Source organism: Streptosporangium canum, from assembly GCF_900113865.1.
In the GTDB taxonomy this organism is placed as follows: domain Bacteria; phylum Actinomycetota; class Actinomycetes; order Streptosporangiales; family Streptosporangiaceae; genus Streptosporangium; species Streptosporangium canum.
In genome coordinates, this window is sequence record NZ_FOQY01000001.1 from 381,674 (window position 1) to 405,394 (window position 23,721).

Genomic DNA, 23,721 nt, shown 5'->3' on the forward strand with positions numbered 1-23,721 from the left:
TGCCGTTGTGGCCCGCCTGCTCGCCGAGCCTGGCGCGGATCCCCGGGTCCGTCCTCGGTATCCGCGACAGGACTCTACCGACGGTGATAGTTCGGAGCCTCGACCGTCATCTGGATGTCGTGCGGGTGGCTCTCCTTGAGACCCGCCGACGTGATCGGCATGAGCTCGCACCTGGTGTGCATGTCCGCGATCGTGCGGCACCCCGAATACCACATGCCCTGGCGCAGGCCGCCGACGAGCTGGTGGGCGACCGCCGCGACCGGGCCGCGGTAGGGCACCTGGCCCTCGATGCCCTCGGGGATGAACTTGTCCTCGCCGCCGACGTCGGCCTGGGCGTAGCGGTCCTTGCTGAAGGAGGCGCCGCCGCGCTCCCGGTTGCGGACCGCGCCGAGCGAGCCCATCCCCCGGTAGGACTTGAACTGCTTGCCGTTGATGAAGATCAGCTCACCCGGGGACTCCTCGCATCCCGCCAGGAGCGAGCCCAGCATCACCGTGTCGGCGCCGGCCGCGATGGCCTTGACGATGTCTCCGGAGTATTGGAGGCCGCCGTCGCCGATCACCGGCACGCCGGCCGGACCGGCGGCCAGGGAGGCCTCGTGGATGGCCGTCACCTGCGGCGCGCCGACGCCGGCGACCACGCGGGTGGTGCAGATGGAGCCCGGCCCGACACCGACCTTGACCGCGTCGGCCCCGGCGTCGATCAGCATCTGGGCGCCCGCGCGCGTGGCGATGTTGCCGCCGATCACCTCGACCCGGCTGTTGGCCTTGATCTTGGCGATCATGTCGGCGAGCCCCTTGGAGTGACCGTGGGCGACGTCCACGATGATCACATCGACGCCGGCCTCGACCAGGGCCGTCGCCCGCTGCTCGGCGTCGCCCCCGACGCCGATGGCCGCCCCCACAATGAGCCGGCCGCCGGCGTCCTTGGTGGCGAGCGGATACTGCTCGCTCTTGGTGAAGTCCTTGACCGTGATGAGCCCGCGGAGCCGCCCGCCGGCGTCGACCAGCGGAAGCTTCTCGATCTTGTTCTTCCTGAGCAGCTCGAACGCGCCGTCCCTGGAGACCCCCACCGGCGCGGTGACCAGCGGCATCGGGGTCATGACCTCGCGCACCGGACGGCGCTGGTCGGTCTCGAAGCGCATGTCACGGTTGGTGACGATGCCGACGAGCACGCCGGTCGGGTCGGTCACCGGGACGCCGGAGATCCGGTAGGTGGCGCAGAGGCGCTCGACGTCGGCGAGGGTGTCGTCCGGCGAGCAGGTGACCGGGTTGGTGACCATCCCGGCCTCGGAGCGCTTGACGAGGTCGGCCTGCTGCGCCTGGTCCTCGATGGAGAGGTTGCGGTGCAGGATGCCGATGCCGCCCTGACGGGCCATCGCCACCGCCATGCGGGCCTCGGTGACCGTGTCCATCGCCGCCGAGACCAGCGGGATCCGCAGGCTGATCCCGCGGGACAGCCGCGTACTGGTATCGGCCTCACCTGGCTGCAGGTCCGAATACGCGGGCACCAGGAGCACATCGTCGAACGTGAGCCCCGGCTCGGTGAACTTGGCCATCTGCAACCCTCCTGCCACGGCGCTCTCATAAGTGGGGAAAGGCGCCGGCCCCCTGGGTCTCAGTTTAGAGTCTGGCTCCAAACCTGGAGGACACCGGGTAAAAAAGCGGGGGACCGAGCGGTCGGTGACCCGCCCGGTCCCCCGGTCACCGGCATCGTCACGGGGCGCCCGCGTGCCGCCGGACCCCCCTCCGCGTCCGGGCGGCGGCGTTGCCCGCATCCGATGCCGACGCTGCGTAAAGCCTGCGTCACCCTCCGCCCTCGCCGCAATGGGCAAACGTGCAATTGCACGAAGTTGCACCCCGGCCACCAGGCGCTCGCGACGGGATCCGCGCCCCGGGCACCAGGCGCTCGCGGCGGGGTCCGCACTCCGGACATCACCCCGCAGCACCGGGCACCCCAGTCACGGCAACGCCCGGACAGAGATGATTCGCCGGGTTATCCTCTCGGGATCGTGTCACCTCAGGAGCCCCTCCCCGATGCGCACCGACACATCCGCCCCGCCCGATCCGCTCGAAACCCTGGGTCTCACCCCGGGGCAGACCACGCTGTACAACACGGTGCTGCGCCTGCACCGCGCCACCTGCGCCGAGCTCGCCGACGCCACCGACCGCTCGCCCGAGGCGCTGCGGCGCGAACTGACCAGCCTGGTGCGGCTGGGCGTGGTCGACGAGCAGGGCGGGGAGTATCTCGCCAGGCACCCCGCCGCGGCCCTCGGCCACCTGGTCGCCGAGCGGCTGGACCGGCTCGCCGCGGAGAGCCGCAGGATCGACACCGTGCTCGGATCGATCCGGGGCTTCATCCATCAGTACGACGCCGGGCTCGACTACCAGACCGGCCAGTTCGCGGTGGACCTGGTCGGCGGGGCCGACGAGCTCTACGACAGCGTGATCGGCATGGCGGTCCAGGCGCCGCCGCTGGAAATGCTCTCGGCCGTCCCCGACAGCCGGACGGTGAGCGACTTCGCGCACCGCTACGCCGACCAGTGGATCGCGGCCCAGCGCACCGGCCTGCTCTCCTCCCGGACCATCATCCCGGTCCACACCCTGGAGATCCCCGGCCTGCGGGACAGGCTGGACCAGTTCGAGCGGGCGGGGGCCCAGGTCCGCACCCTCGACGTGGTGCCGAGCTGGTTCCTGGTCGCCGGCGGTGACGCCGCGGGCATGCCCGCCCAGTGGGGCGGCACCCTCGCGGAGAACGCCTACAACTTCCACCTGGTCCGGGCGGCCATCGTGGTGGCCGCGCTGCGCTCGCTCTTCGAGGAGCTGTGGACCCGCGCGGCGCCGCTGCCGTGGACGCACCGCGGCGACGGCGTGGCGCGAGTGCTGCGGCTGGCGGCCCAGGGGGTCTCCGACGAGATGATCGCCAGGCAGCTCGGGCTCTCGGTCCGGACGGTGCGCTCCCGGTTCGCCGACGCCATGGCCGAGCTCGGCGCGCAGTCGCGGTTCCAGGCGGGCGTGGAGGCCGCCCGCCGCGGGTGGCTGGTGTAGTTCCGGGCATGGTCATGGGCTGCTGGTGTAGTTCAGCCCCTGTTGGCCGCATCCAGGTCATAAGGTGGGATCGTGCTCGACGATGTCCCTCGCGACCCGTTCGCGGATGACCCCGACGACCCGGCGGCGGCGCTGGGAGAGCCCGGCGATCCCGAACCGCTGACCCCGGCCGAACGCGACGAGGCCATGACCGACCTCGCCGACGTGGAGGTCTTCCGCTCCCTGCTGGAGCCCCAGGGGGTGCTCGGCCTGGTCCTCGACTGCCCGGAGTGCGGCGAGCAGCACTACTTCGACTGGGAGCTGCTGCGCGGCAACCTGCGTCAGATGATCGAAAACGGCCGGCCGCAGGTGCACGAGCCCGCCTACCAGCCCACTCCCGCGGACTACGTCACCTGGGAGTATGCCCGGGGTTACGTGGACGGGGTGATCGACACCGAGGAGCACCGCTGATCGACGTCGTCGATCAGGGCGGACAACAGGTTCACGGCGACGTCGGACGTGGAGACGGTCTCTCTGCGGGAGAGCGCCGCCAGGACGGCGTCGGTCTCGGCGACCGCCGGGTCCTCCTCCGGCCCGTATCTCCGGGCCGGACGTCGCGGATGGACCGCCGTCATGGCCCCGTCCGTTCGGGGCTCTCGCCGGGGCCGCGGGCGCCGCTGCACGAGCCACGCCTCCGCCGCCGGACCGGGCTCGGCTGCTCCGCGGTCAAGCTATCGACTCCAGCTCGGCCATCGCCCGCAGCCGGGCCAGCGCCCGATGCTGGGCGACACGGACCGCACCTGGTGACATGCCCAGTACATTACCCGTCTCCTCCGCGGAGAGGCCCGACACCACACGGAGCATGAGCAGCTGGCGCTGGTTGTCCGGGAGCCTGGAGAGCAGCCTGCGGGCGTGCTCGGCCTCGATGTAGCGGACCACGGTCTCCTCCGGCCCCGGACCCTCGTCGGGCCCGTCCGGGAGGTCTTGGGTGGGTACGGCGGAGCGCACGGAGCTGCGCAACGCGTCGGCCACCTTGTGAGAGGCGATACCGAAGACGAAGGAGGCGAACGGCCGCCCCATGTCCCGGTAACGGGGCAGTGCGGACAGCACCGCGATGCATACTTCCTGGGCCACGTCGTCTGCGATGTGATACTGACCGGAAACCCGGCCGAGACGAGCACGGCAATAACGGACGACCATTGGCCGTAACTGCGCGATCAGGGTTTCGATCGCGGTGCGATCCCCCTGAACGGCGAGGCTCGTCAGATCCTTGAGATCATCCCTATGGGCGACCCCGTCAGATCTCGTCGCAAGCCTTACCCCATTTTTGGCGTCGGCGACGCATCCCTCGGTCACGTTAGGCATGATGCCCGCCCCGATCCGGCCTGTCGTCATGGCAAACGGCTACGGATTGGTCACATTGAGGCGGAGATAACCGAGCGTAATCGAATGGCGACCGCAAAGACCTTGGTATGCGCAAATATTTCATTGGATAGCCGAATATGTCGGCTATTTGCTAGAAGAACATTTGGGATTCCACCCGACAGGCGGTGACGCTTTGGGGCCCCTTTCGGTTTACCGGAAAACAGAACGGCCCGCGCCCCGAGGGGGACGCGGGCCGTACGGTCCGTCGAGGATCAGTGGCCGTGACCGTGGCCGTGACCGTGACCGCCCGCGGCGGCCGGGGCCTCCTCCTCGGGCTTGTCCACCACGAGGGCCTCGGTCGTCAGCAGCATGCCGGCGATGGAGGCGGCGTTCTGGACGGCCGAGCGGGTGACCTTGACCGGGTCGATGACGCCCTGGGCGATCAGGTCGCCGTACTCACCGGTGGCGGCGTTGAACCCCTGGCCGCCGGAGAGCTCGGAGACCTTGGTCGTCACGACGTAGCCCTCAAGACCGGCGTTCTCGGCGATCCAGCGGGCCGGCTCGATGAGCGCCTTGCGGACCACGGCGACACCGGTCGCCTCGTCGCCGGACAGGCCGAGGTCGTCCAGGACCTTCGCGACGTGGATGAGCGCGGAGCCGCCGCCGGAGACGATGCCCTCCTCGATCGCCGCACGGGTCGCGGAGATGGCGTCCTCGAGACGGTGCTTCTTCTCCTTGAGCTCCACCTCGGTGGCCGCGCCGACCCTCAGCACGGAGACACCGCCGGCGAGCTTGGCGAGGCGCTCCTGGAGCTTCTCGCGGTCCCAGTCGGAGTCGGACTGCTCGATGGCGTGCCTGATCTCCCGGACCCGGTCGGAGATCGCCTGCTGGTCGCCGGCGCCGTCCACGACCGTGGTGGAGTCCTTGGTGATCACGACGCGGCGGGCGGTGCCGAGCACCTCGAGGCCGACGTTCTCCAGCTTGAGGCCGACCTCCTCGCTGACGACCTCGCCGCCGGTGAGGATGGCGATGTCCTGCAGCATGGCCTTGCGGCGGTCGCCGAAGCCCGGCGCCTTGACGGCGACGGAGGTGAAGGTGCCGCGGATCTTGTTGGTGACCAGGACGGCCAGGGCCTCACCCTCGACGTCCTCGGCGATGACGAGCAGCGCCTTCTTGGTCTGCGCGATCTTCTCCAGCAGCGGCAGGAAGTCGGCGACGGAGGAGACCTTGCCCTGGGTGATCAGGATGTAGGGGTCCTCCAGGACCGCTTCCATGCGCTCCTGGTCGGTGACCATGTAGGGCGACAGGTAGCCCTTGTCGAACTGGAGACCCTCGGTGAACTCCAGGTCCAGGCCCATGGTGTTGGACTCTTCGACGGTGATGACACCGTCCTTGCCAACCTTGTCGAACGCCTCGGCGATCAGCTCGCCGATCTTGGAGTCCTGCGCGGAGATCGTCGCTACGTTCGCGATCTCCTTCTTGTCCTCGACCGGACGGGCGGACTCGATCAGCCTGTCGCTGACGGCCTTGGCCGCGAGGTCGATGCCGCGCTTGAGAGAGAGCGGCTGGGCGCCGGCGGCGACGTTGCGCAGACCCTCGCGGACCATCGCCTGGGCGAGGACGGTCGCGGTGGTCGTGCCGTCACCGGCGACGTCGTTGGTCTTGGTGGCGACTTCCTTGGCGAGCTGGGCGCCGAGGTTCTCGTACGGAGCCTCCAGCTCGACCTCGCGAGCGATGGTGACACCGTCGTTGGTGATGGTCGGCGCACCGAACTTCTTGTCGATGACGACGTTGCGGCCACGCGGGCCGAGGGTCACCTTCACGGCGTCCGCCAGGGCGTTCACACCACGCTCAAGAGCGCGGCGTGCGTCCTCCTCGAACGACAGGATCTTCGGCATGTCAATCCTCTCTGAAGTACGTCGGCGCATCAAAGCCCCGGGCGCTCACGCGGCCCGGGGCTCGATACGTCATCTTTTATGAAGCTTGATTACTTCTCGATGATGGCGAGCACGTCGCGAGCGGAGAGCACCAGGTACTCCTCGCCGCCGTACTTCACCTCGGTGCCGCCGTACTTGCTGTAGAGGACGATGTCGCCCTCCTTGACGTCGAGCGGAATCCGCTTGTCGCCGTCCTCGTCCCAGTTGCCGGGGCCCACCGCGAGGACCTTGCCCTCCTGCGGCTTCTCCTTGGCGGTGTCCGGGATCACGAGGCCGGAAGCGGTGGTCTGCTCGGCCTCAAGCGGCTGGACCACAATGCGGTCGCCGAGCGGCTTAACGGGAACCTTGGTGGCGGTCGTCACGTCGGACCTCCCCTTCAGATTTTGGATGATCTAGAAGAGGCGACCAGCGGTCTGCCGTCGCGGGTGTCAGACCTGCCTCGTCGCATATTATTTGGCACTCTCAAGGGGAGAGTGCCAATACGGAACAGTATGCAAGTAGGCCTTGACAGTCAACACGAACCGCCCTGATGCGCTTCCCGCGAACATCATCGTCCCCTCCACCGGGCGGCCCACCCCCTCCCGAGAGGCCGCCGGACGCCCCGCGCCCGCAGGCCACGGCCGCGAACCGCGCGGTTTCCGGACGACATCCCGCCGATTCGGGGAACATACAGGGGGACGAGGCGGACTCCGACGGGAATGTGACTCGATGACCACACACGGTGACGACGACGACGCTACGGTGGACGACGTGACCAGCACGATAAGCGAGGAAACGGATACGTCGAGCGAGGTCAGGGATCTGCTCGCCAACTGGCCGTATCCCCCAGCCGGAGGGTGGACAGCCGACGATCTCGACCGTCTCCCCCAAGAGGGCCCGAACGGCGAGCTGGACTTCTTCAAGCACGTCGAACTCGTCGATGGAGCCCTCATCTTCATGTCCCCCCAGAAGCGCTTCCACGAGTACGTCCTCTACGGACTCCGGACCAGTCTCAACGCGCAGGCCCCCGACCATCTCAAAGCCGTGATGCAGATGGATCTCATCATCGGCCCCAGACAGCGCCCCTGTCCTGACGTCCTGGTCGTCGACAGGGAGGCGGCGAAAGACCGGTCGCGCACCGCCTACACGCCCGACGAGGTGTGCCTCGTCATCGAAGTCGTCTCGCCCGAGTCCGAGTTCCGCGACCACGAGGTCAAGCCGTCGCGCTACGCCAGAGCCGGTATTCCGCACTTCTGGCTGGTGGAGAACAATGCCGACGACCCGGTGGTCCACGTCTACCAGCTCGATCCGGTGACCCACACCTATGCCGTAACCGGCATCCATCACAACCGCCTCAAGCTCACCGAGCCGTTCCCCATCGACATCGACCTCGCCGAGTTGCCGGACTGAGAGGGAGGCCGCACCCCTGCCAGGCGGTAGCGTCGGGTGGCGTGGACCTTGACGCATTCCGGGAGCTGCTGACACCGCGTGGCCAGGAGGCCCTCGGAGCGGCGGCCGAGCTCGTGGGCGACGACCCGGTGGCGGCGGTGACGCGGCTCAGGAAGACCTATGACGCCCGCCTGACCTCGGCCGCGCTCACGCAGGCCACGCTCAGGCGGCGCGCGAGGGAGAAGTTCGGCGCCGACGCCGACCTCATGTACTTCACCTCCGGCGGCCTGGAGCAGGCCACCCGCCGCGAGGTGGCCGACCACCGGGCCCGCCGCATCGCCCCGGGCTCCCGGGTGGCCGACGTCTGCTGCGGCATCGGCGGCGACCTTCTCGCGCTGGCCAGGGCCGGGTGCGCGGTGGAGGCCGTGGACGCCGACCCGCTCACCGCGGCGATCGCCCGGGCCAACGCCGACGCCCTCGGCTTCGGCGACCGGGTCTCGGTCCGTACGGCCGACGCCGCCACGGTCGACCCGGCCGCCTTCGACGTCCTGTTCGCCGACCCCGCCCGCCGTACCGCGCGGGGCAGGACCTTCGACCCGATGGCCTACTCGCCGCCGTGGCCCGAGGTGCTGGAGATGGTGGCGAAGGCGGAGGCGGCCTGCCTGAAGGTCGCCCCCGGCATCCCCTACGAGTTCATCCCCGGCGGAGCCGAGGCCGAGTGGGTCTCCTACAAGGGCGACGTCAAGGAAGCCGTGATCTGGTGCGGCGGGCTGGCCGGCGACACCGGGCGCAGGGCCACGATCCTGCCGGCGGGCGCGACGGTGACGCCCGATCCGGCACTCGGCCAGGCCGGGCACGGCCCCGTCGGCCGCTACGTCTACGAACCGGACGGCGCGGCCATCCGGGCCCACCTCGTCGCGGAGATCGCCGCGATGGTCGGCGGCCACCTGCTCGACCCGCACATCGCCTACATCACCGGCGACCTCGCCGTGGAGACGCCGTGGGCGTCCCGGTACGAGGTCCACGAGGTGCTGCCGTTCTCGCTCAAGCGGCTGCGGGCGGCGCTCCGCGAGCGCGGGGCGGGCAACGTGACGATCAAGAAGCGCGGCTCGGCGGTCGACATCGAACGCCTGCGGAAAGACCTGAGACTTTCTGGCGACAAATCCATGGTTGTCATTCTCACCCGGATTATCGAGAGGCCCTTCGCCCTCATCTGCACCCCTTCTTGACCTGCCGAAACAGTGAATTCGGACATTGTATTGGCAATCACGATCTTTTAAATTCCGCTCCGAAAAACCTTGATCCAGAGGCTAGGGTTGTCGCGCGGGAGTTCTTCCCCCGCCTGCGGTCGAACCGCGTCTATTAGCAACGCGTCTATTAGCAAAAGGACCAACCCACCGCGCGGCTGACCGTCGGCGAGTGAAGGAGCTTTCGGTGGATCACTCCGACCACACCCTGCTCCAGGCAGGCAGTCAGAGCGCCATCTCCGACCGGATGCGTGAGCTCCTCGCCCGCGCCGCTCAGGACCATGTGTACGAACAGCGCACCCAGGGCGCCGTGCTGGACGAGATCCGCCGGCGCCTGGAGGGCATGGAGTGGTTGCTGCGGGAGGTCAGGGAGCGCGAGCTCGGCGGGCTGAGCGGCACGATGGCATCCGTCCACGGCCGCCTGGACGACATCGCCGTCCGCCCGCCGGCGTGGGCCGAAGGGCTCGCCCAGCACGTCGAGGCGGTCCGCGACCACGTGGACGCCGTGGGCGAGCGCGTCGGCTCCCTGGGCCAGCGGGTCGACTCCGTCCGCGACCGGGTCACGCCCGTGGGCGAGCTGCCGAGCCTCTGGGCCGACATCGGCACCGTCGGCGAGAGCGTGGACGAGGCGCTGGTCCGCCTTCAGTCGATCGCCGACGGCACCCGGGGGGTCGGCGACCGGGTGGGCGACGTCGTCACGCGCCTCGGCCGGATCCAGACGAACATGGAGGCCGCGGCCGGCCGGTTCACCCGCCTGGACAGGTCGCTGGCCGACCTCGCCCAGCGCGCCGAACGCCTTGAGTCCGGGATGCTCGACCTGTCCGCGAGCGTGCGGGAGGCCGTCGGCGACGCGGCCGGCCGGCTGCTCGCCGCGGTCGAGCAGGTGAACGGCAAGGTCGACCTGATCGACGAGCGTCTCGACGACGTCGAGGGCCGCGTCACCGGCCGGGTCGACGTCGTCGACTCCCGCCTGTGCACGCTGGACGGCCATGTGGAGAAGATCGGGCTGCGGCTGGAAGGCGTCGACGACCACGTCGAGGCGGTCGGCCAGCGGGTCGGCCGCCTGCCGGCCGTCCTGAACATCAGCGAGATCATCGGCGCCCAGACCGACGACCACGCCAGGCGGTTCGCCGCCCTGGACGAGCGTGTCGTCCAGAGCCAGGCGGCCCTCCTCCCCCTGGCCGACATGCTCGGCGCCCAGCCCGACCGCGAGCAACTCGCCGAGGCTCTCAGCGAGACGATGGAGCCCACCCGCGCCGACCTCACCCGCCGCCTGGGCGCCCTTGAGGAGACCATGCTGGCTCTGGCCGAGGCGCTGCTGCGCCCCACGCGCAACGACAAGGACTGATCGTCGGTACGGGCGGTCCGCGCCCCTCTCAGCAGCCCCGGAGCCGCCGACAAGCCGTGGGCCCGGACTCCGAACCGCAGGCCCGCGCCCCTCTCAGCAGCCTCCCAGAGGGATCGGCCCCGCCGGGCCGGCGGCCGGCTCCACCTCGCGGCAGAGGTTGCCCCGGACCACCCCCAGCAGCGAGCAGAGCTGATCCGTCTGCTCTGGCGTCAGCCCCCGGGTCATCCGCGCGTGGACCTCGGACAGCACCCGCTCTATCCGCGGTCGTAGCGCGTCGCCCTCCGGCGTGGTGTCGACGATGCTGACGCGCCGGTTGGTCGGACACGGGCTGCGCCTGACGAACCCGCTGCGCTCCAGGCGCTGCAGGGACTTGGTCATGGTGGACACGTCGATGCCGACGATCCTGGCCAGGGCGTTCTGTGACTGCGGGCCGTTCTCCCAGATCGCGGCCATCACGCGCTCCTGCCCCGGATAGAGGTCGATCTCCCCGAGGAGTCCGGCGAGCAGCACGCGGTGGCCGCGCGTCGTCTGGGCCATCAGGCAGTTCAGGCTGTCGTGGTCCTCGCCCGCTCCGGTCTCCCGCACGTCCGCCTCGGTCATTTCAGACCTCCCGTTCCGGACCTGAGCCTACCGCTTGCAAGTTGGCCGACCAAGTTGTAGAACTAACCATTGGCTGGCCAAGTTGGTCGGCCAAGAAAGGATTCCGCCATGCCGTTCACCCCGTTCAGACTCGGCGACCTGGAACTGCCCAACCGGCTCGTGATGGCCCCCATGACGCGCTCGCGGGCCTACGTCGACGGCATCCCCTCGTCGCTGACCGCCCTCTACTACGCCCAGCGGGCCTCGGCCGGCCTGATCGTCACCGAGGGCGTGCAGCCGAGCCCGGCGGGCAAGGGATACATGGACACGCCCGGCCTGCACACCGACGAGCAGGTGGCCGGCTGGCGCGAGGTCACCGACGCCGTCCACGCGGCGGGCGGGCGGATCTTCGCCCAGATCATGCACGCCGGCCGGATCGGCCACCCCGACAACACCGGCGCGCTACCGGTCGCGCCGTCCGCCGTACGGCCGGCCGCACAGATCTTCACCCCGGCCGGCATGCAGGACGTCCTCACCCCGGTGGAGCTGTCCACCGCCGAGATCGAGGCGACCGTCGGGGACTTCGCCGCCGCCGCCGTCCGCGCGATCGACGCCGGCTTCGACGGGGTCGAACTGCACGGCGCGAACGGCTACCTCATCCACCAGTTCCTGTCCCAGAACGCCAACCTTCGCGACGACCGCTTCGGCGGGTCCGTGGACGGCCGGATCCGCTTCGCCGTGGAGACCGCCCGGGCGGTCGCCGACGCGATCGGCGCCTCCCGCGTCGGCATCCGGCTCTCCCCCGCCACCGGCGTGCAGGACCTGCGGGAGGACGACGCGGACGTGGTCTACCCCGCGCTGGTCTCCGCGCTCTCCGAGCTGGACCTCGCCTACCTGCACCTCGTCGCGGGCGGTCCGGGCGAGCTCAGCGACCGGATCCGCGCGCTGTGGCCGAACACGCTCATCGTCAACGACCCCTCACTCGGCGACCCCGCCGCCAGGGCGGCCCACTGGCTGGGCCGAGGCGCCGACCTGGTCGCGCTGGGCGCGTCCTTCCTGGCAAACCCCGACCTGCCGCTCCGCCTCCGGCTCGGTGCGCCGCTCAACGAGCCCGACTTCACCACGGCCTTCGGCGGCGACCACCGCGGCTACACCGACTACCCGACGCTCGCCCTCCACCCCGTCCACCCCGCGTGAGAGCCCGCCCCCGCGCAGGGGCGGGAGCACAGCGGGAGGTCACACGTGGACGGTGGTGATCGGCAGCGAGGAGTCGGCGGGGATGTCCAGCAGGGACGGGGTGACGCCGGCCGCCACCAGGTCGGAGCCGAGTGTGGCCACCATCGCCCCGTTGTCCGTGCACAGTCCCGGGCGGGGGACGCGCAGCCGTACGCCGGCCGCGTCGCAGCGCTCCTGAGCGAGGGCGCGCAGCCGGGAGTTGGCCGCCACGCCGCCGCCGATCAGCAGGTCCCGGACGCCGTGCCTGCGGCACGCCTGCAGGGCCTTGTGGGTCAGCACGTCGACCACGGCCTCCTGGAACGACGCCGCCACGTCGGGCACGTGGATCGACTCGCCGTTCCGCTCCCGCGCCTCCACCCAGCGCGCCACGGCGGTCTTCAGCCCGGAGAAGGAGAAGTCCAGCGTCCCGTCGTCGTGCTTGCCGCGCGGGAACGCGATGGCCGTGCCGGAACCGTCCTGGGCCGCCCGGTCGATGTAGGGGCCGCCGGGGAAGGGCAGGCCGAGCACGCGGGCCACCTTGTCGAACGCCTCGCCCGCGGCGTCGTCGACCGTCGACCCCAGGGAGACGATGTCCTTGGCGACGTCGGGCACCAGCAGCAGGGAGGAGTGGCCGCCCGAGACCAGCATGGCGATGCACGGCTTGGGCAGGGCGCCGTGTTCGAGCTGGTCCACGGCCACGTGGGCGGCCAGGTGGTTGACGCCGTACAGCGGCACGCCCAGGCCGAGCGAGTAGGCCTTGGCCGCGGCGACGCCGACCAGCAGCGCGCCGGACAGGCCGGGCCCGGCGGTCACCGCGATCGCGTCGATGTCGGCGAAGCGCAGGCCCGCCTGTTCCAGGGCCCGCTCGACGGTCGGGGTCATCGCCTCCAGATGCGCCCGGGAGGCCACCTCCGGCACCACGCCGCCGAACCGGGCGTGCTGCTCGACGCTGGAGGCGATCGTGTTGGCCAGCAGGGTGTGCCCCCGGACGATGCCCACTCCGGTCTCGTCGCAGGAGGTCTCGATTCCCAGGACCAGGGGTTCGTCACGCATTGAGATCCTTCTTCATCGTGATCGCGTCGGTGCCGTCCTCGTAGTAGCGGCGGCGCAGGCCGATCCGCTCGAATCCGAACCGGTCGTACATCGCCTCCGCGTCCGGGTTGTCGGCACGCACTTCCAGGAAGACCGAGCGCGCGCCCCGCCGTACGGCCTCCGCCAGCAGCTCCGACAGCATCGCCGCGCCGACCCCCGCCCGCCGCCGGTCGGCCGCGACGGCGATGGTCTGCACGTCCGCCTGGTCCCCCGCCGCGAAAAGCCCGGCATAGCCGATGATCTCATCGTCCACCAGGGCGACCACGTAGTGCCGGGTCCTGGGCTGGTCGTCGAGCTCGGCGCGGAGCATGCCCTCGCTCCACGCGTCGCGGGGGAAGGTCTCCCTCTCGATCTTCATCACGGCCGGCAGGTCGTCGAAGGTCATCTGGCGTAGCACCGCGGTCATGCGGAGACCTTCTTCGGCGCCGAGGGCACCTGGGCGTCGGGACGGCGCAGATAGATCGGGCGGGGCAGGCTCAGCACGGGGTGCGTGCCGCTCTCCACGACCTCCCTGACGTCGGGCTCGCCGAGCTGCTCGGCGGCCAGCGCCGCCAGCGCCCCCGCGAAGGGATACTCCGGCGCGCCGGTCACGCGGGAGGGCCCGACGATCTCGGCGTACATCCGCGCGCCCGCGCCGACGAGCGGGAGCTCCCCGGGCAGGTCCTGCGGCCTGTCCACCGAGGGACCCGACAGGCGGACCCTCGGATCCTCGTAGTGGCCCCAGAACACCTCCTTGCGCCGCGCGTCGGTGGCCACCAGGAACGGCCCGGCCAGCCCGCTGCCGTAGGCGAGGGCGTCGAGCGTGCACACCCCGTAGGCCGGCACGCCGAGCGACGTCGCGAGGGCCTGGGCGGTCACCAGGCCGACCCGCAGGCCGGTGTAGGGGCCGGGGCCGGAGCCCGCGACGACGGCGGTGACGTCGCCGAGCGCGACTCCCGCCTCTCGCAGGACCGTCTCGATCGTGGGCACGAGCAGCTCGCCGTGGCGACGCGCGTCAACGGTCGTCGACTCGGCGAGGACCCTCTCACCGTCGTGCAGCGCTGCGGTGACGGCGGGGGTTGCGGTATCAAAGGCCAGGACCAGCACGAACAGTTAGCCTAGTCCGTCGGGCGGCACCCGGGCCCACTCCACCGGCACAGAGGCGGTCAGGCCTTGGAGCCGGCCGGGCTGACCAGGGTGGCGTAGACGATCACGTTGTCGCGGTATTCATGCTTGTCCCAGTCGAAATTCCCGCCGCAGGTGATCAGCCGGAGGCCGTCCTCCAGGTAGACCTTGTCCGCCGGGAAGCTGTTCTTGCTCACCTGCTCGACGGAGTCCACGCGGTACTGGGCGGTCTTGCCGTCACTGCGCACCACCTTGACGACCTGGCCCTCCCGGATGTCCTTGAGCCGGTAGAAGACCGCGGGGTCGGTCTTGGTGTCCACGTGCCCGAGGATCACCGCGGAGCCCGGGTCACCGGGGATCGCGCTGTCCTTGACCCAGCCCGCCGTGTCCGGCTTCTCGTACGGCGGCAGGTCGATCTGGCCGTCCGTCACGCCGAGCTTCATCAGCGGCGCCTTGATGCCGAGCGACGGGATGTCGATGCGGCTGGGCACGACCGAGGACCGGGCGGGCGGGGTGTCCTCGCCACCCCTGTTGAACGCGACCATGACGGCGCCGGTGATGACCCCGGCCACGATGATCCGGGACCAGCGGGAGGATTCGGCCATCGGGAACTACGTACGGCGGCGGCGCACGACGGCGAAGCCGACGCCGCCGGCGAGGACCGCCGCCAGCAGGGCCCCGCCCACCCCGAACGGCATGCCCGAGTCCTGGGGGCCGCCGGCCGCGGTGCCGCCTCCGCCGGTGCCCGGCGCGTGGGTGCTGATGATGGTCCTGGTCGGCTTGGAGGTGGGGGTGTCCTTCGGGGTCGGCTTGACGTCCGTGACGATCCTGAGGCTGGCCTTGCCGGTGTCGTTGGTCCCCTCGCACCTGGCGTTGACGTCGTAGACGCCGGCCTTGCTGCCGGCGGCGACGGTGGCCTGGCCGCGGACCCACGGCTTCGCCACGGGGGTGGCGCTCGCCGACGGCGCCGGGCTGGGCGTCGTGAGGATCGGATCGAGCGTGACCGGGGTGCGGAAGATCTGCGACGACGCGGTGCCGCGGTGCTCGGGCCCCCCTTCGGGGATCGGGCAGTTGGCCAGCACCCACACCTTCTGTCCCGCCTTGACACGGGCCGGCTGCAGCTGGACCTCGATGTCCTGCCGGCTGATCCCCGTCTCCGGCACGGCCGGCGAGGCCGTCCCCCCGGGACTGCCCGAGTTGGCCTCGGCCGTGCATCCGACCATGCCCGCCACCCCGAGAAGGGTGATGGTCCCTAGAACCGCGACACGCTTGACCCTTGGCACCGTCGCACTCCACTTCGCAGTCCGGCCGACGACCCTCGCCCGGCACAACTTCCCACCACTTCCCCATTAAACATGGGCAAAAGCGTAAGAGTCGATCATCAATCCCGATGATCTATATCAAGTGGGATGGAGTGCCAGCGTGCCAGGATTCCCGCGCCTACGGGGGCGAATCAGACGATGCCCTCCCAGCGTGCGCCGATCCCGCGCAACCGCACCGTCCGTTCCTCACCGGACTCGCCCCGCTCGATGGAGATCTCCAGCCGGTCGTCGGCGAGCCCCTCGACCAGACCCTCGCCCCACTCCACGACCGTCACCGACTCCTCCAGCGAGGCGTCCAGGTCGAGGTCGTCGACCTCCAGGTCACCGCCCAGCCGGTAGGCGTCCGCGTGCACCAGCGCGGGGCCGCCCGACAGCGAGGGGTGCACCCGGGCGATGACGAAGGTCGGGGAGGTGATCGGCCCGCGCACCTTGAGCCCGTCGGCGATCCCCTGGACCAGGGTCGTCTTGCCCGCGCCGAGCGGGCCGGACAGCACCGCCAGGTCTCCTGGCCGGAGCAGCCCCGCCAGCTCCACGCCCAGCTCCCGCATCTCTTCGGCGGTTGCCACGATTCTCACTGCTCGATCACTCCTGTCGATGCTCGCGCGTGCCCCGGATCCGCCTCACCGCTCCGTGCCGTCGGCGGCGCTGTCGGCGGCGGCCCGCTTGAGCAGGTCGCGCAGCGCGTCGTTGACGACCGTCGGCCGCTCCAGCTGCACCAGGTGCGAGCTGTCGGGCACCTCGGTGAACTGGGCGCGGGGCAGCGCCTCGGCCATCGCCCTGCTGTGGTCCACCGGCGTCAGCCAGTCCTTGTCACCGACCATGATGGAGGTGGGCACGTCGTCCAGGACGCTCAGCGCGTTCAGCTTGTCGTGCGACATCAACGCCGGGTAGAAGTCGGCGATCACCTCGAACGGGGTGGAACGGATCATCGACTCGGCGAAGTCCACCACCGTGGGGCTGACGTTCTTGGAATCGCCGAAACCCAGGTGACGCAGGGCCAGGAAGGCCACGTCGTTGCCCGCCTCACGGCCCCTGTCCACCAGCGCGCTGCCCCGGCTCAGCATCGAGACCGTGCCCGGGGTGACCTTGTGCACCGCCTTGGCCAGCAGCGCGGGCAGGCCCAGGGAGACCTCGGCCAGCTTGCCCGAGGAGGTGGAGATCAGCGCGACACCCTTGACCTTGTCGCCGAACAGTCCGGGGTGCCGGTCGGCCAGCGCCATGATCGTCATGCCGCCCATCGAGTGCCCCACCAGCACGCACGGTCCGGGCACCAGCGCGGTGATCACCTCGGCCAGGTCGTCGCCGAGCCGGTCGATGGTGGAGTCCGCGGCGGTGGTGCGCGGCGAGCGTCCGTGCGAGCGCTGGTCCCACAGGACCAGACGGTGGGAGTCGCCCAGGTCGCGCCGCTGGTAGTGCCAGGAGTCGAGGTTGAGGGTGTAGCCGTGGCAGAACACCACGGTCAGCGGGGCGTCGTCGGCGCCGTCCACCTCGGCGTAGAGGGACACGCCGTCGGAGGTGACGACCGTGGCGGGCCGGCCGCGCAGCTCGCCCAGCGGCTCGTTCGCCTCAAGGTCGGGCCGGAGCCTGATGCGACCGACGGCGTACCGCTTGGCGAAGGCCGCGGTGGCCAGCCCGGCTGACGCCACACCGACGATCGCGCCGGCGATTCCGACCTTGCGCCGAGTGGTAGTGCTCATCCGACCCCCTGAGATGCCTCTCACCGGTAAACGCGTGGGACCCGCGAACCGATCCTGGTCACGATCTCATGCGTGATCGTGCCAAGGGAATCCGCCCACTCCTGCGCGGTCGGCTCGCCCCGCGAACCGTCACCGAACAGGATCACCTCGTCTCCCTCCGCCAGCGGGTCGTCCCCCACGTCGATAACGAACTGGTCCATGCAGACCCGTCCGGCGATCCGCCGCCGCCGGCCGCCCGCCAGCACCTCCGCCCGGTTGGTGGCGTGCCGCAGGATGCCGTCCGCGTACCCGAGAGGGACGAGGCCAAGCGTGGTCTCGCCTTCCGTCACGTACAGGTGCCCGTAGGACACCCCGGAACCCGCGGGGACCCTCTTGGCCAGCGCGATCCGCGCCACCAGGGTCATGGCGGGGTGGAGACCGAAGTCGCCGAGCTCGGGCACGGGGCTCAGGCCGTAGGCCGCCAGGCCCGGCCGGACCATGTCGTAGTGCGCCTGCGGCAGCAGCATCGTCGCCGCCGAGTTGGCGATGTGCCGGATCACGTGGGAGCCTCCGGCGCCCGCCTTCTCCGCGATGGCCAGCGCGTCGTCGAAGGCGGCGAGCTGGGCGTGGACGGACGGGTGCCCCGGCATGTCGGCGCAGGCGAAGTGCGACCAGAGCCCGGCGACCTCGACCGTCCCCTCGGACTGCCGGGCCATGGCACGGTCCACCAGCGCGGGCCAGTCGGCGGGAGCCGCGCCGCCGCGGGCGAGGCCGGTGTCCGTCTTCAGGTGCACCCGGGCGGCCACGCCCGTACGGCCGGCCGCCGCGGCGATCTCGTCGACCAGGGCCGGGGTGCCGGCCGAGAGCTCCACGCCCTGGCCGACCGCCTCGTCCAGCGGCTCGCCGGGCGGGATGATCCACGACAGGATCGGCGCGGTCACCCCCGCGGCCCGCAGCTCCAGGGCCTCGCGGATGTAGGCGGCGCCGAGCCGGGTGGCCCCGCCCTCCAGGGCGGCCCGCCCGGAGGCGACCATCCCGTGTCCGTAGCCGTCGGCCTTGACCACGACCATGATCTCAGCACCGGGTGCGTGCTCGCCGAGCAGGGCGACGTTGTCCCGGATCGCCGAGAGGTCCACCCGCGCCTCGGCCGGGGTCATCGGGAAACTCATCTTTTCAGTCTGGCAGGTCAGACGCCTTCCCGAAGACGATCGGCGAGTGACCTGATGACCGAGGGAAGGGCTTCGACCACGTCCCAGGCGGCGAGCGGGCCGTGCCGCCCGGCGATTCCGTGCAGGTGCGCGGCGCAGGAGGCCGCGTCATATCCGTCGAGCCCGCCGGCCAGCAGCGCGCCCGCGAGCCCGGCCAGCACGTCGCCGGTGCCTCCGGTGGCCAGCCAGGGACTGCCGGTGAGGTTGACCCTGACCGGCCGGCCCTCCTGCGCGACCAGGGTGGTCGAGCCCTTCAGCAGCACGGTCACGCCCAGCTCCGCCGCGGCCCGCCGTACGTGTTCCAGCCGCCGGGCCTCGATCCGCGCCCGGGGCACGTCCAGCAGCCGGGACAGCTCGCCCGCGTGCGGGGTGATCAGCACCGGCGCGGCGCGGCGCAGCAGCGACCTGTCCCGCGAGACCAGCGTCAGGGCGTCGGCGTCCACGAGCACCGGGACGTCGCTCGCCAGCACCGAACGGGCGACGGCGAGCGCCTCGGGCCCGGTGCCGAGCCCGGGACCGAGCACCCACGCCTGCACCCGGCCCACCTCCTCGATCCCCTCGCCGGGCTCCAGCGGAGTGATCACGGCCTCGGGCCAGCGGGCGCGCACCTGGGCCACCGGCTCGGCGACCCCCGCGTAGCGGACCATGCCCGCCCCCGCCCGGATCGCCCCGCCGACGGCCAGCACCGCGGCCCCGGTGTACTGGTGGCTTCCGGCCGCGACGCCGACGACGCCCCTGCTGTACTTGTCGGAGCCCGCGTCCGGCCGGGGAAGCAGCGGCGCCACGTCGGCGCCGGTCAGCGCGGTCGCCTCGGGGCCCGGCAGGTGGGGCCCGAGCCCGATGTCGACGAGCTCCACCCGGCCCGCGTGCTCCGCACCCGGGTCGACGAGCAACCCGATCTTGTAGGCCCCGAACGTCACGGTGACGTCCGCCCGGACCGCCGCCCCGCCGACCTGCCCGCTGCCGGCGTCCACCCCGCTCGGCACGTCCACCGCGACCACCGCGCCGGCCGCCTCGGCGGTCAGTCCCGCCAGGGTGGCGTACGGCTCGCGCAGGGCTCCCGCCCCGCCGATCCCGACCAGCCCGTCCACGACCAGGTCGGCCGCCCGGACCAGCTCGCCGACCCCCGCGACACCGCCGATCCCACCGGCCCCGCCGCCTCCGGCTGTGGTGTTCTCCCCGATCCCACCGGCCCCGCCGCCTCCGGCTGTGGTGTTCTCCCCGATCCCACCGGCCCCGCCGCCTCCGGCTGTGGCGGCGGTGGCGGTGGCGGCGCGGAGATCCGTCACGCGGCCTCCGGCCCGCCGCAGGGCCGCCAGTCCGGCTCCGTGGACCCGCGCCCCGGCGAGGATCGCGTCCACCCTGGCCCCCCTGGAGGCCAGGCGGGCGCCGGCGTAGAGGGCGTCGCCGCCGTTGTCGCCACCGCCGATCAGCAGCACGACGCGGGAGCCGTACACCCGGCCGAGCGTCCTGGCGCAGATCGCCGCCAGCCCGGCGGCCGCCCGTTCCATGAGCGCGCCCTCGGGCGACCTGGCCATCAGCGCCGCCTCGGCCGCTCTGATCTGATCGGTGGTGTACGCGGTCAGCATGATCCCGACGCTATCCCGCGCCGATCGCCGGCGCATGCTCCGGCACGGCCGGCCGCCGCCGATCGGCCACTCGCGCCCCGGCGCGGGCCGGCCGCCGCCGATCGGCCACGTGCCCCGGCGCGGGCAGGCCGCCGAGCCTCCGCGCGCGCCCCGGCGCGGGTCAGCCTTCGGCGATCACGTAGGCGACCGCCACGCCCCCGTCGTGCGTCAGCGACACGTGCCAGCGCGTCACGCCGAGTGCCGCCGCGACCTCGGCGACCCGGCCGCTCACGTACAGCTCCGGGCGGCCGTACGCGCCGGTCCGCACCTCGGCCTCCAGATGGGCCAGACCGGGAGGCGCGCCGAGCGCCTTGGCCACCGCCTCCTTGGCCGCGAACCTCGCGGCCAGGGACTGCACCGCGAGCACCCGCTCGACCTCGGTGAACAGCCGCATCCGCAGCTCGGGGGTCCGCTCCAGCGCCGCCTCGAACCGCGCCATGTCCACGACGTCCACGCCGATGCCCACGATCACGGCTCCAGGTTAGCGAAGCCCGCGCACCGCGACCGTCTCCCGCCGGTCGACGGGAAACACCCGGACCGCGTGGCGATCCGATCCTCTTCCCTTCTCCGCGCCCGGGTAATCCATGGACGTTGTCCACAGGCTGTGGATTACCGTGCGCCGGGCGGGGAGCGACCCGGGCGGGCGGGCGGCCGGGCGCGTGCGCCTACTCCACGGTGACGGACTTGGCCAGGTTGCGGGGCTGGTCGACGTCGTGCCCCTTGGCCGCGGCCAGCTCGCAGGCGAAGACCTGCAGCGGCACCGTGGCGATCAGGGGCTGGAGCAGCGTCGGCACGGCCGGGACGCGGATCAGTGTGTCGGCGTAGGGCACGACCGCGTCGTCCCCCTCCTCCGCGATGACGATGGTCTTGGCGCCCCTGGCCCGGATCTCCTGGATGTTGGACACGATCTTGTCGTGGATCACGCGCTGGCCCGCCGGGGACGGGACGATGACCACGACCGGCAGGCCCTCGTCGATCAGCGCGATCGGACCGTGCTTGAGCTCCCCCGCCGCGAAGCCCTCGGCGTGCATGTAGGCCAGCTCCTTGAGCTTCAGCGCCCCCTCCAGCGCCACGGGGAAGCCCACGTGGCGGCCGAGGAAGAGCACGCAGCGCTCGGCGGCCAGCGAGCGGGCCAGCGCGCGGACCGGCTCGACGGTCCCGAGGACCTCCTCCACCTTGGCCGGCATCCGCCCCAGCCAGTCGATGATCTGGGAGATCTCGTCGCCGAACTTGGTGCCCCGGACCTGGGCCAGGTAGAGCGCCACCAGGTAACAGGCCACGAGCTGGGTGAGGAATGCCTTGGTGGAGGCGACGGCGATCTCCGGACCCGCGTGGGTGTAGAGGACCGCGTCGGACTCGCGCGGGATCGTGGAGCCGTTCACGTTGCAGACGGCCAGCACCCGGGACCGCTGCTCGCGGGCGTGCCGTACGGCCATCAGCGTGTCCATCGTCTCGCCGGACTGGGTGATCACGATGATCAGCGTGTCCCTGGTGAGGATCGGGTCGCGGTAGCGGAACTCGCTGGCCAGCTCGACCTCGCACGGCACCCCGGCCCAGTGCTCGATGGCGTATTTCGCGATGAGCCCGGCGTGGTAGGAGGTCCCGCACGCGACCACAATGATCTTGTTGACGTCCCGCAGCTCCTGGTCCGACAGCCGCATCTCGTCCAGCATCAGCTGCCCGTCGGCCCCGACCCGGCCGAGCAGGGTGTCGGCCACGGCCCTCGGCTGCTCGGCGATCTCCTTGAGCATGAAGTAGTCGTGACCCCCCTTCTCCGCGGCCGAGGCGTCCCAGTCCACGTGGTAGTCCCGCGTCTCGGCGGGGGCGCCGTGGAAGTCGGTGACCGTGATCCCCGACGTCCGCAGCTCGACCACCTGGTCCTGGCCGAGCTCGACCGCCTCCCGCGTGTAGGCGATGAACGCCGCCACATCCGAGCCGAGGAAGTTCTCCCCCTCCCCGCGCCCCACCACCAGCGGCGAGTTCCGCCGCGCGCCCACCACCACGTCCGGCTCGTCCACCGAGACCGCCAGCAGCGTGAACGCCCCCTCCAACCGCCGGCACACCCGGCGCATCGCCTCCGCCAGGCCGTCCCCGGCGAACCGCTCCAGCAGGTGCGCCACCACCTCGGTGTCGGTCTCGGAGGCGAGTTTGTGGCCGTCGTTCTCCAGCTCCGCCCTGAGCTCGGCGAAGTTCTCGATGATGCCGTTATGGATGACCGCGATCCGCTCCTCGCAGTCGGTGTGCGGATGGGCGTTGCGATCGGTCGGCGCGCCGTGAGTGGCCCACCGGGTGTGCCCGATCCCCGCCGTCGCCGGCGGCGCGGGCCGCGCGGCCAGTACGGAGCGCAGGTTGACCAGCTTCCCGGCCCGCTTCTCCACGGTCAGCGCCCTGTCAGCCCCGATCAGGGCGATCCCGGACGAGTCGTACCCTCGGTACTCCAGGCGCCCGAGCCCTTCGATCGCGACCTCGACCGCCTGCCGCCGGCCGACGTATCCCACGATTCCGCACATGGTCAACCCCCTCTGTCATGGGAAAGATCGGCTGTTGAGCCTATGGAGAACCCCCCGGAGATCCCAAGATTCCTGCCCGGTGTCGGGCAACGCCGTACCCACCCGGAAGCACTTCCGACCGATCAGTAGGCTTCGGGACTATGGCCAACGGGTGGGACGCGACGCCGTACGTCGAGCTGAGCCGGGCGCAGTGGAGCGAGCTCCGCAAGAACACGCCCCTGACGCTCACCGAGGACGAGCTTGAGGAGCTGCGCGGCGTCGACGACCCGATCGACCTGGCCGAGGTCACCGAGATCTACCTGCCGCTCACCCGGCTGCTCAACCTGCACTTCACCGGGGCCAGGCAGCGCAGCGCGGCGCTCAACACCTTCCTGGGAGCCAGCCAGCGGCCCACCCCGTACATCCTGGGCATCGCGGGCAGCGTCGCGGTCGGCAAGTCCACCACCGCCCGGCTGCTCCACACCCTGCTGGCCCGCTGGCCCGAGCACCCCCGGGTGGACCGGATCACCACCGACAGCTTCCTCTACCCGAACAAGGTCCTCTCGGACAGGGACATCATGCACAGGAAGGGCTTCCCGGACAGTTACGACCGGCGGGCCCTGGTCAGGTTCGTCGCCGACGTCAAGGCCGGCCTGCCCGAGGTGAGCGCGCCCGTCTACAGCCACCTGGAGTACGACATCGTGCCCGGCGCCGTCCAGACCGTGTGCCGGCCCGACATCCTCATCGTCGAGGGCCTCAACGTCCTGCAGCCCGCCCCGCCCGCCGCGCTCGCCGTCAACGACTACTTCGACTTCTCCATCTACGTCGACGCCAAGGTCGAGCACATCCGCGACTGGTACGTGGACCGCTTCCACAAGCTCCGCCGCACGGCCTTCGAGGATCCCAAGTCCTACTTCAAATACCTCGCCGAGCTGTCGGACGACGAGGCGACCGCGTTCGCCAGGAACGTGTGGCGCGACGTCAACGAGCGCAACCTCGTGCAGAACATCGCCCCCACCCGGGGCAGGGCCGGCCTGGTGCTGCACAAGGGCGCCGACCACGCGATCCGCCGCGTACGGCTGCGCCGCATCTGACCCCGGGGCCGCCCCCGCGGCGCTT

At 71.2% G+C, this 23,721-nt stretch carries 24 protein-coding genes; 7 read left to right on the forward strand and 17 right to left on the reverse strand.

The window, feature by feature from the left end:
- Nucleotides 1–74 precede the first annotated feature (74 nt).
- Nucleotides 75–1,556: an IMP dehydrogenase gene (guaB, locus tag BM085_RS01620; protein WP_093885256.1), complete on the reverse strand. Its 1,482-nt coding sequence runs from the start codon at nt 1,554–1,556 to the stop codon at nt 75–77.
- 478 nt (nt 1,557–2,034) lie between these two features.
- Between guaB and BM085_RS01625 the strand changes: the two genes are divergently transcribed.
- Nucleotides 2,035–3,045, forward strand: coding sequence for a helix-turn-helix transcriptional regulator (locus BM085_RS01625; protein WP_093885257.1), 1,011 nt, complete (start codon nt 2,035–2,037; stop codon nt 3,043–3,045).
- A gap of 72 nt (nt 3,046–3,117) precedes the next feature.
- On the forward strand, nt 3,118–3,495 hold the full coding sequence (locus BM085_RS01630) for a DUF5319 family protein (protein ID WP_031161029.1): 378 nt from the start codon (nt 3,118–3,120) through the stop codon (nt 3,493–3,495).
- On the opposite strand, the gene BM085_RS01635 is transcribed toward BM085_RS01630, so the two are convergent.
- From BM085_RS01635 to groES, 4 genes are all read right to left on the reverse strand, one after another.
- Nucleotides 3,456–3,659, reverse strand: coding sequence for a hypothetical protein (locus BM085_RS01635; protein WP_093885258.1), 204 nt, complete (start codon nt 3,657–3,659; stop codon nt 3,456–3,458). The two genes, BM085_RS01630 and BM085_RS01635, sit on opposite strands and share 40 nt — an antisense overlap.
- A gap of 91 nt (nt 3,660–3,750) precedes the next feature.
- Nucleotides 3,751–4,389, reverse strand: a complete 639-nt coding sequence (locus BM085_RS01640) for a sigma-70 family RNA polymerase sigma factor (RefSeq protein WP_012887900.1) — start codon at nt 4,387–4,389, stop codon at nt 3,751–3,753.
- A 272-nt stretch (nt 4,390–4,661) separates the two neighbouring features.
- Entirely contained in the window at nt 4,662–6,287 is a 1,626-nt protein-coding gene (gene groL / locus BM085_RS01645; RefSeq protein ID WP_093885259.1) for a chaperonin GroEL, read from the reverse strand.
- 89 nt (nt 6,288–6,376) lie between these two features.
- The gene (gene groES / locus BM085_RS01650) at nt 6,377–6,688 is read right to left on the reverse strand and encodes a co-chaperone GroES (RefSeq protein WP_012887898.1); all 312 of its coding nucleotides are present in this window, start codon (nt 6,686–6,688) and stop codon (nt 6,377–6,379) included.
- A gap of 346 nt (nt 6,689–7,034) precedes the next feature.
- Here groES and BM085_RS01655 point away from each other — a divergent pair, with 346 nt between their 5' ends.
- The 3 genes from BM085_RS01655 (at nt 7,035) to BM085_RS01665 (ending at nt 10,289) form a co-directional block, all read left to right on the forward strand.
- Nucleotides 7,035–7,715, forward strand: coding sequence for a Uma2 family endonuclease (locus tag BM085_RS01655; RefSeq protein WP_093885260.1), 681 nt, complete (start codon nt 7,035–7,037; stop codon nt 7,713–7,715).
- Nucleotides 7,716–7,756: 41 nt separating this feature from the next.
- Entirely contained in the window at nt 7,757–8,923 is a 1,167-nt protein-coding gene (locus tag BM085_RS01660; protein WP_093885261.1) for a class I SAM-dependent methyltransferase, read from the forward strand.
- A gap of 205 nt (nt 8,924–9,128) precedes the next feature.
- The gene (locus BM085_RS01665; protein ID WP_093885262.1) at nt 9,129–10,289 is read left to right on the forward strand and encodes a hypothetical protein; all 1,161 of its coding nucleotides are present in this window, start codon (nt 9,129–9,131) and stop codon (nt 10,287–10,289) included.
- A 93-nt stretch (nt 10,290–10,382) separates the two neighbouring features.
- Here BM085_RS01665 and BM085_RS01670 read toward each other — a convergent pair whose 3' ends face one another.
- Nucleotides 10,383–10,889, reverse strand: coding sequence for a MarR family winged helix-turn-helix transcriptional regulator (locus tag BM085_RS01670; protein WP_093885263.1), 507 nt, complete (start codon nt 10,887–10,889; stop codon nt 10,383–10,385).
- Between the two features lie 108 nt (nt 10,890–10,997).
- Here BM085_RS01670 and BM085_RS01675 point away from each other — a divergent pair, with 108 nt between their 5' ends.
- On the forward strand, nt 10,998–12,065 hold the full coding sequence (locus BM085_RS01675) for an alkene reductase (RefSeq protein WP_093885264.1): 1,068 nt from the start codon (nt 10,998–11,000) through the stop codon (nt 12,063–12,065).
- A 39-nt stretch (nt 12,066–12,104) separates the two neighbouring features.
- On the opposite strand, the gene tsaD is transcribed toward BM085_RS01675, so the two are convergent.
- From tsaD to glmS, 11 genes are all read right to left on the reverse strand, one after another.
- Nucleotides 12,105–13,136: a tRNA (adenosine(37)-N6)-threonylcarbamoyltransferase complex transferase subunit TsaD gene (tsaD, locus tag BM085_RS01680; protein ID WP_031161037.1), complete on the reverse strand. Its 1,032-nt coding sequence runs from the start codon at nt 13,134–13,136 to the stop codon at nt 12,105–12,107.
- Entirely contained in the window at nt 13,129–13,581 is a 453-nt protein-coding gene (gene rimI / locus BM085_RS01685) for a ribosomal protein S18-alanine N-acetyltransferase (protein WP_086574042.1), read from the reverse strand. The genes tsaD and rimI overlap by 8 nt, the downstream gene beginning before the upstream one ends.
- Nucleotides 13,578–14,261: a tRNA (adenosine(37)-N6)-threonylcarbamoyltransferase complex dimerization subunit type 1 TsaB gene (gene tsaB, locus BM085_RS01690; protein WP_093885265.1), complete on the reverse strand. Its 684-nt coding sequence runs from the start codon at nt 14,259–14,261 to the stop codon at nt 13,578–13,580. Before tsaB ends, rimI begins: the two co-directional genes overlap by 4 nt.
- A 59-nt stretch (nt 14,262–14,320) precedes the next feature.
- A complete protein-coding gene (locus BM085_RS01695) occupies nt 14,321–14,884 on the reverse strand; it encodes a class F sortase (protein ID WP_093885266.1) in 564 nt (187 codons plus the stop codon).
- Nucleotides 14,885–14,890: 6 nt separating this feature from the next.
- Nucleotides 14,891–15,562, reverse strand: coding sequence for a hypothetical protein (locus tag BM085_RS01700; RefSeq protein WP_143120762.1), 672 nt, complete (start codon nt 15,560–15,562; stop codon nt 14,891–14,893).
- 170 nt (nt 15,563–15,732) lie between these two features.
- On the reverse strand, nt 15,733–16,176 hold the full coding sequence (gene tsaE, locus BM085_RS01705; protein WP_012887887.1) for a tRNA (adenosine(37)-N6)-threonylcarbamoyltransferase complex ATPase subunit type 1 TsaE: 444 nt from the start codon (nt 16,174–16,176) through the stop codon (nt 15,733–15,735).
- A 45-nt stretch (nt 16,177–16,221) separates the two neighbouring features.
- A complete protein-coding gene (locus tag BM085_RS01710) occupies nt 16,222–17,298 on the reverse strand; it encodes an alpha/beta fold hydrolase (RefSeq protein WP_093885269.1) in 1,077 nt (358 codons plus the stop codon).
- Nucleotides 17,299–17,318: 20 nt separating this feature from the next.
- Nucleotides 17,319–18,446, reverse strand: a complete 1,128-nt coding sequence (gene alr / locus BM085_RS01715) for an alanine racemase (RefSeq protein ID WP_245789058.1) — start codon at nt 18,444–18,446, stop codon at nt 17,319–17,321.
- A gap of 17 nt (nt 18,447–18,463) precedes the next feature.
- Nucleotides 18,464–20,074: an NAD(P)H-hydrate dehydratase gene (locus BM085_RS01720; RefSeq protein WP_093885271.1), complete on the reverse strand. Its 1,611-nt coding sequence runs from the start codon at nt 20,072–20,074 to the stop codon at nt 18,464–18,466.
- Between the two features lie 160 nt (nt 20,075–20,234).
- The gene (locus tag BM085_RS01725; protein WP_031161054.1) at nt 20,235–20,585 is read right to left on the reverse strand and encodes a holo-ACP synthase; all 351 of its coding nucleotides are present in this window, start codon (nt 20,583–20,585) and stop codon (nt 20,235–20,237) included.
- A gap of 193 nt (nt 20,586–20,778) precedes the next feature.
- Entirely contained in the window at nt 20,779–22,623 is a 1,845-nt protein-coding gene (glmS, locus tag BM085_RS01730; protein ID WP_093885272.1) for a glutamine--fructose-6-phosphate transaminase (isomerizing), read from the reverse strand.
- A 140-nt stretch (nt 22,624–22,763) separates the two neighbouring features.
- Here glmS and coaA point away from each other — a divergent pair, with 140 nt between their 5' ends.
- Nucleotides 22,764–23,696 (forward strand): type I pantothenate kinase, encoded by a 933-nt coding sequence (coaA, locus tag BM085_RS01735; RefSeq protein ID WP_093885273.1) that lies wholly within the window; start codon nt 22,764–22,766, stop codon nt 23,694–23,696.
- Nucleotides 23,697–23,721: the final 25 nt, after the last annotated feature.